The organism is Pseudomonas sp. HS6, assembly GCF_023375815.1.
Lineage (GTDB): Bacteria > Pseudomonadota > Gammaproteobacteria > Pseudomonadales > Pseudomonadaceae > Aquipseudomonas.
Window position 1 is genome coordinate 1,933,995 of record NZ_CP067412.1, and the last position, 13,998, is coordinate 1,947,992.

General features: G+C 61.4%; 16 protein-coding genes. 9 read left to right on the forward strand and 7 right to left on the reverse strand.

The annotated features are described in order from the left end of the window. Positions 1-9: 9 nt before the first annotated feature. Positions 10-360, reverse strand: a complete 351-nt coding sequence (locus JJN09_RS08925; protein ID WP_249486903.1) for a hypothetical protein — start codon at positions 358-360, stop codon at positions 10-12. Positions 361-495: 135 nt separating this feature from the next. On the opposite strand from JJN09_RS08925, the gene JJN09_RS08930 reads away from it, so the two are divergent. From JJN09_RS08930 to JJN09_RS08965, 8 genes are all read left to right on the forward strand, one after another. Further along, on the forward strand, positions 496-825 hold the full coding sequence (locus JJN09_RS08930; RefSeq protein WP_249486905.1) for a DUF6388 family protein: 330 nt from the start codon (positions 496-498) through the stop codon (positions 823-825). 25 nt (positions 826-850) lie between these two features. Then, positions 851-1,555, forward strand: coding sequence for a YoaK family protein (locus tag JJN09_RS08935; RefSeq protein ID WP_249486907.1), 705 nt, complete (start codon positions 851-853; stop codon positions 1,553-1,555). A 77-nt stretch (positions 1,556-1,632) separates the two neighbouring features. Then, positions 1,633-2,025 (forward strand): sulfurtransferase complex subunit TusD, encoded by a 393-nt coding sequence (tusD, locus tag JJN09_RS08940; protein ID WP_249486909.1) that lies wholly within the window; start codon positions 1,633-1,635, stop codon positions 2,023-2,025. A 1-nt stretch (position 2,026) separates the two neighbouring features. Beyond that, on the forward strand, positions 2,027-2,383 hold the full coding sequence (gene tusC / locus JJN09_RS08945; RefSeq protein WP_249486911.1) for a sulfurtransferase complex subunit TusC: 357 nt from the start codon (positions 2,027-2,029) through the stop codon (positions 2,381-2,383). Next, positions 2,383-2,676, forward strand: a complete 294-nt coding sequence (gene tusB, locus JJN09_RS08950) for a sulfurtransferase complex subunit TusB (protein ID WP_249486913.1) — start codon at positions 2,383-2,385, stop codon at positions 2,674-2,676. The genes tusC and tusB overlap by 1 nt, the downstream gene beginning before the upstream one ends. Further along, on the forward strand, positions 2,673-3,008 hold the full coding sequence (locus JJN09_RS08955; protein ID WP_085732133.1) for a TusE/DsrC/DsvC family sulfur relay protein: 336 nt from the start codon (positions 2,673-2,675) through the stop codon (positions 3,006-3,008). Before tusB ends, JJN09_RS08955 begins: the two co-directional genes overlap by 4 nt. After that, positions 3,005-4,006: a glycosyl transferase family protein gene (locus JJN09_RS08960; protein WP_249486914.1), complete on the forward strand. Its 1,002-nt coding sequence runs from the start codon at positions 3,005-3,007 to the stop codon at positions 4,004-4,006. The genes JJN09_RS08955 and JJN09_RS08960 overlap by 4 nt, the downstream gene beginning before the upstream one ends. A 91-nt stretch (positions 4,007-4,097) precedes the next feature. Next, positions 4,098-5,099: a glutathione S-transferase family protein gene (locus tag JJN09_RS08965; RefSeq protein WP_249486916.1), complete on the forward strand. Its 1,002-nt coding sequence runs from the start codon at positions 4,098-4,100 to the stop codon at positions 5,097-5,099. Between the two features lie 146 nt (positions 5,100-5,245). Here the strand turns inward: JJN09_RS08965 and cysG are convergent, their stop codons facing one another. From cysG to JJN09_RS08995, 6 genes are all read right to left on the reverse strand, one after another. Further along, on the reverse strand, positions 5,246-6,640 hold the full coding sequence (gene cysG, locus JJN09_RS08970; protein WP_249486918.1) for a siroheme synthase CysG: 1,395 nt from the start codon (positions 6,638-6,640) through the stop codon (positions 5,246-5,248). Further along, the gene (gene serS / locus JJN09_RS08975; RefSeq protein WP_192558399.1) at positions 6,641-7,921 is read right to left on the reverse strand and encodes a serine--tRNA ligase; all 1,281 of its coding nucleotides are present in this window, start codon (positions 7,919-7,921) and stop codon (positions 6,641-6,643) included. It lies immediately after the preceding gene. Between the two features lie 15 nt (positions 7,922-7,936). After that, on the reverse strand, positions 7,937-8,311 hold the full coding sequence (gene crcB, locus JJN09_RS08980) for a fluoride efflux transporter CrcB (RefSeq protein ID WP_096822646.1): 375 nt from the start codon (positions 8,309-8,311) through the stop codon (positions 7,937-7,939). Beyond that, positions 8,311-9,633 (reverse strand): replication-associated recombination protein A, encoded by a 1,323-nt coding sequence (locus JJN09_RS08985; RefSeq protein ID WP_249486920.1) that lies wholly within the window; start codon positions 9,631-9,633, stop codon positions 8,311-8,313. The genes crcB and JJN09_RS08985 overlap by 1 nt, the downstream gene beginning before the upstream one ends. Before the next feature lie 24 nt (positions 9,634-9,657). After that, complete coding sequence (gene lolA, locus JJN09_RS08990) at positions 9,658-10,278, reverse strand: outer membrane lipoprotein chaperone LolA (protein ID WP_007958184.1); 621 nt, start codon at positions 10,276-10,278, stop codon at positions 9,658-9,660. Positions 10,279-10,356: 78 nt separating this feature from the next. After that, positions 10,357-12,765 (reverse strand): DNA translocase FtsK, encoded by a 2,409-nt coding sequence (locus JJN09_RS08995; RefSeq protein ID WP_102622714.1) that lies wholly within the window; start codon positions 12,763-12,765, stop codon positions 10,357-10,359. 535 nt (positions 12,766-13,300) lie between these two features. Here JJN09_RS08995 and aat point away from each other — a divergent pair. After that, positions 13,301-13,981: a leucyl/phenylalanyl-tRNA--protein transferase gene (gene aat / locus JJN09_RS09000; RefSeq protein WP_249486922.1), complete on the forward strand. Its 681-nt coding sequence runs from the start codon at positions 13,301-13,303 to the stop codon at positions 13,979-13,981. The last annotated feature ends 17 nt before the right edge of the window (positions 13,982-13,998 follow it).

Genomic DNA, 13,998 nt, shown 5'->3' on the forward strand with positions numbered 1-13,998 from the left:
ACGCCAGATTTACAGGCAGGTCGCCAACGCCGCCAATCGGCGTTTGGCGACAAAGTCATCCTTCTGCGCGTAGTAGCTCAGCACCGTGCCGGACGCATCAGTGGTCACGTCGACAAACGACTCCGCCGAACGGGTGTAAACCGTCGAGCCGCCCTTCTTGCCCGGTTGCAGATACGCCGCTGCATCCACACCGAACACGGCCTCATCCTGCCAGGCGAATTGCACGCACTGGGCCACGACTTTCTCGGGTTTGTCCGAGTTGAGGATCTTGTAAGGGGTTTGCGTGCGGGCGTCTTCCATCACCGAACCCGCGCAACCGGCCAGCAGGGTTGCCGCCAGTGCCACCATCAGCATTCGCATTGCATTCGCTCATTCGGAAAAAAACGGACTGTATCACCGCAACGCGCAAAATCGTTCTGCTTTACTGCATTTAAAGCGCGACACCCGCCGGCCGCTGCGGCACATTAAAGGTCATTAGCCCCACAAGGAAACCCCATGGCGCCTACCGACCAGCGACATGAACATGCCCTGAAACTGTTTCTCGATGCACACCCTGAAGTGCGCGAAGCCCTCGATCATCTCAACCCATTGCTGGCCCAGGCCAAGGGCGAAACCCCGGCACAGTACCGCGAAGAACGTCTGCACGAAGCGTTCGAAGCCGAGGCCGAAAGCCAGGGCTTGTTCGCCTGGGAGCTGACGCTGCAACTGACCGCCACAACGCCCGAGGACTATCAGGCGCAACGCCTGGAAGTGCATCGAGAGGTGGCGGAGATGGCCGGGATGGACTGGCTGGAATATTGCGACCTTTATGGCATAGAACCCTGACCTCTACGCAAGGACATCCGCGCCAATGCTGCCAACCGCCTCGACTCACCGCGCCAGCCCCGGCCACCTGCATACGCAGAAATGGCGCGGACGCGTAGGGCTGGCAATGGTGGCCGCGCTCTCGGTCCTGGCGGGGATGACCGATGCCATTGGTTTCATGGCCAGTGGCGACTTCGTTTCATTCATGAGCGGGAATACCACACGGTTGGCGGTGGCGATCAGTGATGGCGATGTGAGTCTGACGCTGCGGCTGGTGATCCTGGTCGCCACGTTCATCCTGGGCAACGCCCTCGGCGTGGTGATCGGGCGCCTCGGCGGGCGCCGCGCGCTGCCGTTGCTGCTGTGCATCGCGACGCTGCTCTGCGGAGCCGCCGCCTGGCCGTCAGACGTGCAACTGCCGGCACTGCTGGCGGCGATTATCGCCATGGGCATGCTCAATGCCGCAGTGGAAGAAGTGAACGGTCTGGCGGTCGGGCTGACCTATGTCACCGGTGCACTCTCGCGGTTCGGTCGCGGTCTGGGGCGCTGGATAATGGGCGAGCGTCGCAATGGTTGGCGCGTGCAACTGGTGCCGTGGAGCGGCATGTTCATCGGCGCCATCCTCGGTGCCGTGCTGGAGCATCACCTGGGGCTCAAAGCGCTGTACGCCAGCGGTTTGCTGGCTGCGTTAATCGGCCTGGTCTCGCTGAAAATCCCTCGGCGCTGGCAGTTGGGTTACATGCCGCGCTGAACTCTGCGGCAACATCCACTTCGCCGCCCCGCCGAGAAAGCTTTATCATGGCCGCAGTTTTGCTGATCGAGTCCGTCATGAAGTTCGCCATTGCGTTGTTTTCCGCCGCCCATGCGCCCTCCTCGCGCCGTGCCTTGCTGTTCGCGCAGGCAGCCCTGGCGGGCGGGCATGAAATTGTCCGGCTGTTTTTCTATCAGGACGGTGTCTACAACGCGTCCGACGCCGTGGTCACTCCGCAGGACGAACTGGACCTGCCCAAGCAGTGGCGCAGCTTCATCGCCGAACACAACCTCGACGGCGTGGTGTGCATCGCCGCCGCTCTGCGACGTGGCGTGTTGAATGCCGAGGAAGCCGGGCGTTATCAGCGTGATGCGGTGGCGGTCAGCGCACCGTGGGAATTGTCCGGCCTCGGCCAGTTGCATGATGCGGTTCAGGACGCCGACCGCCTGATCTGCTTCGGAGGCGCATGACATGGCCAAGTCCCTTCTGATTATCAGCCGTCAATCGCCGTGGTCCGGCCCCGGCGCCCGCGAAGCGCTGGACATTGTGCTGGCTGGCGGCGCCTTCGATCTGCCGATCGGTCTGCTGTTTCTCGACGACGGCGTGCTGCAACTGGCCGCGGGGCAGAACGCCAAGGCCCTGCAACAGAAAGACCTGAGCGCCAACCTGCAAGCGCTGCCGATGTTTGGCGTCGAAGCGCTGTTCTACTGCGCCGACAGCGCCAGTGCTCGCGGCCTCGGCGATCGCTCGCTGGACGAGGCGTTGCCTCTGGCCGCCGAGCAAATCACCGCCCTCATTGACCGTTACGACCAGGTGATCACCCTCTGATGTCGACTTTGCATGTGTTGTCCCACTCTCCGTTCGGCGACGAACGCCTGACCAGTTGCCTGCGCCTGCTCGGTTCTGCCGACGCGCTGCTGCTGTCTGGCGATGCTGTTTATGCGCTGCAACCCGGCACTGCGCCGTTCAGTGCGCTGGAATCCCGCAAGGTGAAATTGTTCGTGCTGGTCGAAGACGCGCAAGCCCGCGCCGTGCAGGTTCCGGACTGGGCCGAAGCCATCGATTACCCGGCCTTCGTCGAGCTGTCGATCCACCACGACAAGGTCAATAGCTGGCTATGAATGCGCTGACCGTCGGCGCCCGCGCCATCGAACTGGACAAGGACGGCTTCCTGGTCGACCTCAACGACTGGTCGGCCGAAGTCGCCAGCGCCCTCGCCGCCGCCGAAGACATCGAGTTGAGCGCCGAGCACTGGGAAGTCCTCGAACTGCTGCGCAGCTTCTACGCCGAATTCCAGCTGTCCCCGGCCACCCGGCCGCTGATCAAATACACCGCACTCAAGCTCGGCGCAGAGAAAGGCAACAGCCTGCACCTGAACCGACTGTTCAAAGGCACCCCTGCCAAACTCGCCGCGAAACTGGCGGGCCTGCCCAAACCGACGAATTGCCTATGACCGACTATCCAGCGCTGACCCTCGAAACGCCGGCCGAACACCCGTTCGCCCAGTTCGTGCGCATCCTCGGCAAGGGCAAGCGCGGCGCCCGCGACCTGACCCGCGAGGAAGCCCGGGAAGCCATGGGCATGATCTTCGACGAGGCGGTCGAGGAAACCCAGCTTGGTGCCTTCCTGATGTTGCTGCGGCACAAGGAAGAAAGCGCCGAGGAAATGGCTGGCTTCACCGAAGCCCTGCGTGAACGTTTGCAGGCGCCAGCACTGAAGGTCGATCTGGACTGGCCGACCTATGCCGGCAAGAAACGTCATCTACCGTGGTATTTGCTGGCGGCCAAGTGCCTGGCGCAGAACGGCGTGCGCATCTTCATGCACGGCGGTGGCGCGCACACCGCCGGGCGTTTGTATACCGAACAACTGCTTGGCGAGCTGAACATCCCACTTTGCCGCAACTGGCAACAGGCCGGTGCGGCACTCGACAATGGCGGCCTGGCGTTCATGCCGCTGGTGGACTGGGCGCCGCAGCTGCAACGAATGATCGACCTGCGCAACACCCTCGGTCTGCGCTCGCCGATTCACTCGCTGGCGCGGATCCTCAATCCGCTGGGCGCGCGTTGCGGCTTGCAGAGTATTTTCCACCCCGGCTACCAAGCCGTGCACCGCGATGCCAGCGGCTTGCTCGGCGACACGGCGATCGTGGTCAAGGGCGATGGCGGCGAAATCGAGATCAACCCGGATGCCGACAGCCACCTGTACGGCACCACCGGCGGCGAGAGCTGGGACGAGGAATGGCCGCAGTTGTCGGCACAACGCCACGTCAAACCGGCGTCGCTGGATGTCGAGCATCTGAAGGCCGTATGGCGCGGCGATGTGGTCGATAGCTACCCGCAAATGGCGCTGATTTCGACCATGGCGTTGGCGCTGCGTGGTCTTGGCCAAAGCCGGGAACAAGCCTTCGAAACCGCAGAGCAATACTGGGCCACAAGGAACAAATCGATTTAACCGATCATTCACGCCCGATCTTTGCGCTTTTTGTTCGAACTCATCGGAATAGACTCGACTCCAACGATTATTGGTTTCTGGAGTCTTGATCATGGGTTTACTCGTCGACGGCCGCTGGCAGGACAAGTGGTACGAAAGCAGCAAGGACGGCGCGTTCCAGCGCGAACAGGCGCAGCGCCGTAACTGGGTCACTCGCAATGGCGAGCCTGGCCCGAGCGGTGAAGGCGGTTTTGCCGCCGAAGCCGGGCGTTATCACCTTTACGTCTCCCTCGCCTGTCCGTGGGCGCATCGCACACTGATTCTGCGCAAGCTCAAGGGCCTGGAAAGTCTGATTGATGTTTCGGTCGTCAGTTGGCTGATGCTGGAAAACGGCTGGACCTTCGACCAGAACCTCGGCTCGACCGGCGACAAACTCGACCACTTCGACTTCATGCACCAGCGCTACACCGCTGACACCGCCGACTACACCGGGCGCGTCACCGTGCCAGTGCTGTGGGACAAGAAACTCAAGCGTATCGTCAGCAATGAATCGGCGGAGATCATCCGCATGTTCAACAACGCCTTCGATGACTTGACCGGCAACGATCTGGACTTCTATCCGGCGCCGTTGCGCGGCGAGATCGATGCGCTGAACGAGCGGATCTACCCCGCCGTGAACAACGGCGTTTATCGCGCCGGGTTTGCCACTTCGCAAAAGGCCTATGAAGAAGCATTCGACGATGTGTTTGCCGAACTCGATCATCTGGAACAGGTGCTCGGCGCCAACCGTTATCTGACGGGCGAATACCTGACCGAGGCGGACGTGCGCCTGTTCACCACGCTGATTCGTTTCGACGCGGTGTACCACGGGCACTTCAAATGTAATCTGCGGCGGATCAGCGATTATCCGAATCTGTCGAACTGGCTGCGGGAGATGTACCAGTGGCCGGGCGTTGCCGAGACCGTGGATTTCCAGCACATCAAGAATCACTACTACGGCAGCCACAAGACCATCAACCCGACCGGGATTGTGCCGAAGGGGCCGGAGCAGGATTTCAATATCGCCCATGACCGGGACCGGTTGGGCGGGAAAGGGGTTTGGCGCAAGGCCTGATATTCATGCAGTTCTTGAGGGCCCAATCGCTGGCAAGTCGAGTCGTCGCACCGCAGCTCCCACAGGTTTTGTGTTAAAGCTGAAATTTCAGCATCACGCAATTCCTTGTGGGAGCTGGCTTGCCAGCGATGCGGGCTACTCGGCTTTCAGACCTGCGCCTGAGCGCCTTCGAACCACGCCAGTTTCTCGCGCAGTTGCACCACTTCACCGACGATTACCAATGTCGGCGCATGTACTTCATGCTCCGCCACCAGACGCGGCAGATCGGCCAGCGTGCCGGTAAAGACTCGCTGATTGACTGTGGTGCCCTGCTGGATCAACGCTGCCGGGGTATCGGCCGCACGACCATACTTGATCAACTGCTCGCAGATGATCGGCAACCCCACCAGGCCCATGTAGAACACCAACGTCTGCGCCGGCGCGACGAGGTCGGCCCACGGCAAATCGGTGGAACCGTCCTTCAAGTGACCGGTGACGAAACGCACCGACTGCGCGTAATCGCGATGGGTCAGCGGAATCCCGGCATACGCCGCGCAACCGCTGGCCGCCGTGATGCCCGGCACCACCTGGAACGGGATGCCATGGGCCGCCAGTTCCTCGATCTCTTCGCCGCCACGGCCGAAGATGAACGGATCACCGCCCTTCAACCGCACCACTCGCTTGCCGGCCTTGGCCAGATCCACCAGTTGCTGGTTGATCTGATCCTGCGGCACGGCGTGATCGGCGCGACGCTTGCCGACGTAAATCCGTTCGGCATCGCGACGGCAGAGCTCAAGAATCGCCGGAGCGACCAAACGGTCATACAGCACCACATCGGCTTGCTGCATCAGGCGCAAGGCGCGGAAGGTCAGCAGATCCGGATCACCCGGCCCTGCGCCGACCAGATAGACCTCGCCAGTGGTAACACTCGCTTCGCCGTCGATTTTCGCCTGCAACAGACGCTCGGCCTCGGCGCCCTGCCCGGCCAGCTGGCGGTCGGCAATCGGCCCCTGGAACACGTCTTCCCAAAAACCGCGACGCTGCTGCACATCGGGAAACAAGCCTTTGACCTGATCGCGAAACCGCGCGGCCAGACCGGCCAGATGGCCGTAGGTCGAGGGAATCCAGGTTTCGATCTTGGCGCGGATCAGCCGGGCCAGCACCGGCGCATCGCCGCCACTGGAGACCGCAATGATCAGCGGTGAACGATCGACAATCGCCGGGAAGATCACGCTGCACAGCGCCGGCGCATCCACCACGTTGACCGGCACGCAGCGCCGATGAGCATCGGCGGAAACTTGCGCGTTCAAGGCTTCATCGTCGGTGGCGGCAATGATCAGCCCGCAACCGTCCAGATCCGTTTCGGCGTAGCCCCGCAACAGGCATTCGCCACCGCTGGCGGCAACCAGTTCGCGCAGTTGCGCTTCGATTTCAGGTGCGACCACCCGCAGCAGCGCACCGGCATCGGCCAGCAGGCGGGATTTGCGCAAGGCAATCTCCCCCCCACCGACGACCAACACACGACTGCCGCGCAGGTTGTGAAACAGCGGCAGATATTTCATTTAGCCGATGACCTCAAGGCCACCCATGTACGGCTTCAGCACGTCTGGCACACGGATCGAGCCGTCGGCCTGCTGGTAGTTTTCCAGCACCGCAACCAGCGTACGACCGACCGCCAGGCCGGAACCGTTCAGGGTGTGCACCAGCTCAGGCTTGCCGGTTTCCGGGTTGCGGAAACGCGCCTGCATGCGGCGGGCCTGGAAATCGCCGCAGTTGGAGCACGACGAGATTTCACGGTATTTGTCCTGGCTCGGGATCCACACTTCCAAGTCATAAGTCTTGACCGCGCTGAAGCCCATGTCGCCGGTGCACAGCGCCAGGGTACGGTAAGGCAGACCTAGCAGTTGCAGGACTTTCTCGGCGTTGGCAGTCAGGCTTTCCAGCGCGTCCATCGACGTCGACGGCTCGACGATCTGTACCATCTCGACCTTGTCGAACTGGTGCTGGCGGATCATGCCGCGGGTGTCACGACCCGACGCGCCGGCTTCGCTGCGGAAGCACGGAGTGTGGGCAACGAACTTGATCGGCAGCTGCTTCGAATCGACGATTTCACCGGCCACGATGTTGGTCAGCGACACTTCGGCGGTCGGGATCAGGTACAGATCGGCTTCGCCTTCGCGGGCGATCTTGAACAGGTCTTCTTCGAACTTCGGCAGTTGACCAGTGCCTTGCAGCGCCGGGGCCTGAACCAGATAAGGCGTGTAGGCCTCTTCATAGCCGTGCTCGGTGACGTGCAGGTTGATCATGAACTGCGCCAGTGCACGGTGCAGACGGGCAATCGGGCCACGCAGCAGCGCGAAACGTGCGCCGGACAGCTTGGCGGCGGTTTCGAAGTCGAGCCAGCCGAATTTCTCGCCCAGGGCCACGTGGTCCTGAACCGGGAAGTCGAAAGCAGTCGGAGTGCCCCAGCGGCGGACTTCGACGTTGCCGTCTTCATCTTCGCCAACCGGTACCGACTCGTGCGGCAGGTTCGGGATGCCCAGCAGGATCGAATCCAGTTCGGTCTGGATCGCGTCCAGCTCGACTTTACCGGCACTCAGTTCGCCCGCCATGCGCTCGACGTCCGCCATCAACGGCGCGATGTCTTCGCCGCGCTGCTTGGCCTGACCGATGGATTTGGAACGCGCGTTACGTTCAGCCTGCAGTGCTTCGGTGCGGGTCTGGACGGTCTTGCGCTGTTCTTCCAGCGCTTCGATGCGCGCGACATCCAGGGCAAAGCCACGGGAAGCCAGGCGGTCCGCTACGTCCTGGAGGTTGCTACGTAACAGTTTGGAATCGAGCATGTCGGTTTCTCGTTATCAAAGTTTGGTCAAAGTCAGGCCAGCCCAGGTCGCGAGCAGGCCGCCGAACACGCTGATGCCCAGATAACCGAAGGCTATCAGGGCCTGTCCGCTTTCCAGCAAACGCAGCGTATCCAGTGAAAAGGATGAAAAAGTCGTCAGACCGCCGACAAAGCCGACGATCAGACCGGCGCGGATTTCGATCGGCACTTCCGGCCGGGTCAAAAACAGTCCGTATAGCAGGCCGATGATTAGGCAGCCGACCAGATTGACCGCCAGCGTTGCCGCATAAAAATGCCGGGGCCAATTGGCGCTGACCCAATTGCCAGCCGCGAAACGCAGTAATGTACCAGCGATGCCCGCCACGGACACCGCAAGAATCGTTCGAATCACTATTTTCTCCGCTGCCGGGGGCTTAAACGATCGAGTTGGGCGAGGTGGTTGAGCTTCTCGCCAATCTTCAGTTCCAGGCCACGGGGCACCGGTTGGTAGAACGGAATAGGGTCGAGCTCTTCCGGAAAGTAGTCTTCGCCGGCCGCGTAGGCGTCCGGTTCATCGTGGGCATAGCGGTATTCGTCGCCATAACCCAATTGTTTCATCAATTTGGTCGGTGCGTTGCGCAGGTGCAGCGGCACTTCCAGCGAGCCATGTTCGGCAGCGGCCCGCAGCGCGGTCTTGAAGCCCATGTACACCGCGTTACTTTTCGGCGCGCAAGCTAGATACGTGATGGCCTGGGCCACGGCGAGTTCGCCCTCGGGGCTGCCGAGACGCTCCTGCACTTCCCATGCTGCCAGGCACAAACTCAGGGCGCGCGGGTCGGCATTGCCGATGTCTTCACTGGCCATGCGCACCACGCGGCGGGCCAGATACAGCGGATCGCAGCCGCCATCGATCATCCGCGCAAACCAGTACAGCGCGCCGTCCGGGTTCGAGCCGCGTACCGATTTGTGCAGCGCGGAAATCTGGTCGTAGAACGCTTCGCCGCCCTTGTCGAAACGCCGACGAGTGTCGCCGAGCAGGCTTTGCAGCAGCTCGGTGCCCATCTCGCTGTTGTCTTCGGCGAGGTCCGAGGCGTTTTCCAGCAGATTGAGCAAGCGTCGGCCATCGCCGTCGGCAGCGGACAGCAGCATCTGGAAGCCTTCATCGCTGAGGGTCAGATGGCGCTTGCCCAGGCCACGCCCTTCGGTCAGTGCGCGGTGCACCAGTTTGCGCAACGCCGCCTCATCGAGGCTCTTGAGTACGTAGACTCGTGCCCGCGACAGCAACGCGTTATTCAATTCGAAGGAAGGGTTTTCGGTGGTCGCCCCGATGAAGATCAGCGTGCCGTCTTCGACGTAAGGCAGAAAGGCGTCCTGCTGGGACTTGTTGAAGCGGTGAACTTCGTCGACAAACAGGATCGTACGCTTGCCGTACTGGCCGGCCTGCTGTTTGGCGATTTCCACCGCCTGACGGATTTCTTTTACCCCGGCCAATACGGCCGAGACCGTTTCGAAATGCGCATCCGAGACTTCCGCCAGCAACCGCGCCAGGGTGGTCTTGCCCACGCCCGGCGGGCCCCAGAAAATCATCGAATGCAGGGCACCCTGCTCCAGCGCTTCGCGCAAAGGCTTGCCACGAGCGAGCACGTGTTCCTGACCGACGTACTCATCCAGATTGGTCGCCCGCAAGCGGGCGGCCAGTGGCTGGGCAATCGGTGCACTGCGAAACAGATCCATCACGTACCGTTGAAACCTCTGTGTTTATTCCTGGATCACATCGGCACCCTTGGGGATGTCGAACTTGAACTTGGAGGCCGGGACTGCTTCGTTGGCCTTCACCCCGGTGAACAGGATGTTGGTGCGCTGGCCGACGCTGTCGATCAGTTGCATGTCATTGACCAGACCGTTGCGGAACGACAGACGCAGGCTGTCGAACAGGGTGTCCTTGGTTTTCGGCTTCAGCGTGAAGTCGATCACGCCACCGGCTTCCTTGGCGCTGATATCGAAACTCTGGCTGATCTTCGACACGTCACCGGACAGCAACAGGGCCGGGGTCTGGGTCAGGCGCTCATCGAGTTTCTTGATGGTGGCTTGCTCAAGGTCCGGGTCCCACAGGGTGACTTTCTTGCCGTCGGAGACCATGGTCTGCTCGGCGGGCGCATTGGTGTGCCAGTAGAACAGGCCCGGACGCTGCAGGGTCATGTCGCCGGTGGTTTCCTGCAACTGGGTGCCGCTGCCGTCGAGAGTGAGTTGGGAGAAGTTCGCGGTCAGGGTCTTGGATGTTTCCAGCAATTGGGTCAGGCGTGCCACATCCTTGTCATCGGCGTGAGCCGTGAGGGTGGTCAGAGCCAGTACTGGCAGCAGCATGCGGATAAGACGCATGGGAGTCCTCTTGAATACTCGTGGGAAAGTGGACGGCGCTTCATGCACCGTCCTTTGCATGTGAATCAGGGTATCGAATCAGTCGCGCACCGGGCCAGGGGCCAGGACTTCGCGAGAACCGTTGGTGTTCATGGACGTCACGACGCCAGCCATTTCCATGGCTTCGATCATGCGCGCGGCACGGTTGTAACCGATCTTCAGCTTGCGCTGTACAGCGGAGATGGAGGCGCGACGGCTTTCCAGTACGAACTGCACGGCTTCGTCGTACAGCGCGTCGGCTTCCGGATCATCGCCGTCACCACCGCCGCTGCTGCCTTCGAAACCACTGCCCGCCTCTTCGACACCGTTGAGGATGTCGTCGTTGTATTCCGGCGCGCCGCGCAGCTTCCAGGCTTCCACCACCCGATGCACTTCATCGTCGGACACGAAGGCGCCGTGAACCCGGATCGGCAGGCTGGTGCCCGGCGGCATGTAGAGCATGTCACCGTGGCCGAGCAGTTGTTCGGCGCCACCCTGGTCGATGATGGTCCGGGAGTCGATCTTGCTCGATACCTGGAATGCCATCCGCGTCGGGATGTTGGCCTTGATCAGACCGGTGATCACGTCCACCGACGGACGCTGGGTCGCGAGGATCAGGTGGATACCGGCCGCCCGCGCTTTCTGGGCGATACGGGCAATCAGCTCTTCAACTTTCTTGCCGACGATCATCATCATGTCGGCGAATTCGTCCACGACCACGACGATGGTCGGCAGCTTCTGCAGCAGCGGCGCTTCGTCGTGGATGCTTTCGCGCTTGTACAGCGGATCGCTCAACGGCTCACCGGCATCCTGGGCTTCCTTGACCTTGGCGTTGAAGCCGGACAGGTTACGCACGCCCATCTTCGCCATCAGCTTGTAGCGGCGTTCCATCTCGGCAACGCTCCAGCGCAGGGCGTTGGCGGCGTCCTTCATGTCGGTCACGACCGGGCACAGCAAGTGCGGAATGCCTTCGTAGATCGACAGTTCCAACATCTTCGGGTCGATCATGATCAGCTTGGCGTCTTCCGGGCCGGATTTGAACAGGATCGACAGGATCATCGCGTTCACGCCCACCGACTTACCGGAACCGGTGGTACCGGCCACCAGCAAGTGCGGCATCTTCGCCAGGTCAGTGATGACCGGCTTGCCGCCGATGTCGTGGCCCAGGGCCAGGGTGACCGGCGACTTGAAGTTGTCGTATTCAGGCGTCGACAACACTTCGGAGAAGCGCACGATCTGCCGGTCTTCGTTGGGAATCTCGATACCGACCGTGGTCTTGCCCGGAATCACCTCGACCACCCGCACGCTGGTTACGGCCAGCGAACGTGCAAGGTCTTTCGCCAGGTTGGCGATACGGCTGACCTTGACGCCAGCGGCTGGCTGGATTTCGTAACGGGTAATGACCGGGCCGGGATGGATCGAATCCACAGTGACTTCGACGCCGAATTCCTTGAGCTTGATCTCCAGCAAGTGGCCGACCGCCGCCAGGGATTCGGGCGAGTAGTTGAGTTGTTTCTTTTCCGCTGGATCGAGAATCGAGATCGGCGGCAAGGTGCCTTCCACGGCGCTGTCGACGAACAACGGCGCCTGCTTCTCTTTCTGCACGCGCTTGCTTGGCTCGGGCGCCTTGACCGGAGCCGGAGCGATGACCGGCGGAACCTGTTTCTCGCGCTCGGACATGTGCTTGCTCAGGGCCTGCTCACGTTCGATCAGACGCTCCTTGACCTTGGCCTGCTCGCGCTTGTCGGTGACGGTCGGGGCGACCACGTCATGCACCCGGTCATCGACTTCACGCAATTGCGCGACCAGTTGCTTGCGCTCGGTACGCGCCGACCACCAGCGGTTGACCGCACCCTGGAACAGTTCGAACAGGTCAAGGGTGATCTTGCCGGTAACGTCCATCACCTTGAACCACGACAGGTCGGTGAATACGGTCAGGCCGAACAGGAACAGTGCGATGAACAGCAAGGTGCTGCCCTGAATGTTCAGGGCGTTGCGAGCCAGGTCACCGAGGCTTTCACCCAGCGCGCCACCGGCACCGGCCGGCAACGCGGTGGCGGCGTGGAAATGAATGTGCGCCAGCGCAGCGCCGGACAACACCAGAAACACCAGGCCGATCAGGCGCCAGGAGAACAGCCAGCCGCTCCACTGCCACGGCTCGTGGCGCTGACGAAAGATCTGATAGGCCTTGATCGCCAGCAACAATGGGAAGATGTACGCGAAGTAACCCAGCACCATGAACAGGATGTCGGCGCTGTAGGAGCCCGCCGGACCGCCGAAATTCTGCACATCGTCGATCTTGCTGTTGTGGCTCCAACCCGGATCGTCCTTGCCATAAGTCAGCAAGGCCATCATCAGGAACAGGCACAAGGCACCGATGGCGATCAATGCACCTTCCTTGAGTCGGTAGTGCAATTGCTGGCGCCAGAGCGGGACGACTGTTTTTGGTGCTGCGGTGGATTTCTTCAAAACGCTTCTTTTCCTGCGCCAGAGGCGCGTCCATCTATTGAATGACGATAAAAAACTGCCCAATCCAGGCAGGTAAAAAAATTGACGGGCGCAACTGAGACTACTTTTAACACTGCACCCCGCCTTTTATAAACACGGCGTGCTGCGAATATTCTGTAACAGCCCGGCATTGTACGGGTTTGCGCGTTCGATGCCATGCTTCAAACCCCAGGTTCCAGCATAGCCAAGCAGACAAAACCTGCGACGCAATTTGAGCATGCATTGTCTTTTGTGACAAAGGCTTATGAGGTGTATTTGATGAACGTAGCGAAGCATCCCCATCTGATCGCTCATGACGGCCAAATGCCCCCATTCGACGCACTCCCGAACACTCTGCAAGTTCGCACTCGATGCCCGTCTACGACCGCGCCTACCCGACCAAGTTGCAGCCTTGCAATCATCGCGCAGGTTCGGGAGGACATTCGCGCTATTTAACGGCACACTTTGCAACGGGCCCTTCGGCCCACTGCCCTCCCCTTCTGCAAGCCTGGACGCCATGCTGACTTGGTTACAACGCAATTCACTGACTTTCCCGCCACTGGAAAAGGCCATGCGCGATCCCAACGGATTGCTGGCGGCCGGCGGCGACCTGTCTGCCGATCGCTTGATCCAGGCCTATCGCCACGGCTGCTTTCCGTGGTTCTCCGAAGGCCAGCCGATCCTCTGGTGGTCGCCAGACCCGCGCACCGTGTTGTTTCCCGACGAGCTGCATGTCTCACGCAGTCTGGGCAAACTGCTGCGCCAGCAACGCTACCAAGTGACCTTCGATCAGGATTTCGCAGCCGTCATCCGCGCCTGCGCCGCGCCACGGGATTACGCCGATGGCACCTGGATCACCCAGGCCATGCAGGATGCCTATGTCGAACTGCACCAGCGCGGCTTCGCCCATTCGGTGGAAGTCTGGGACCAGGGCGAACTGGTCGGCGGGCTCTACGGCCTGGCGATGGGGCAACTGTTTTTTGGCGAATCGATGTTCAGTCGCGCCGACAATGCCTCCAAGTACGGCTTCGCTACGCTGGTGCGACACCTCAGAGACTCGGGCTTCGTGCTGATCGACTGCCAGATGCCTACCGATCATCTGCACAGCCTCGGTGCCCGGGCGATCTCACGCCCCGCATTTGCCGAGTATCTGGCCCGGCACCTCGACCAACCCAACCTTGCCACCTGGGTTTGCTGAGCGACTTTTGCGCGCGT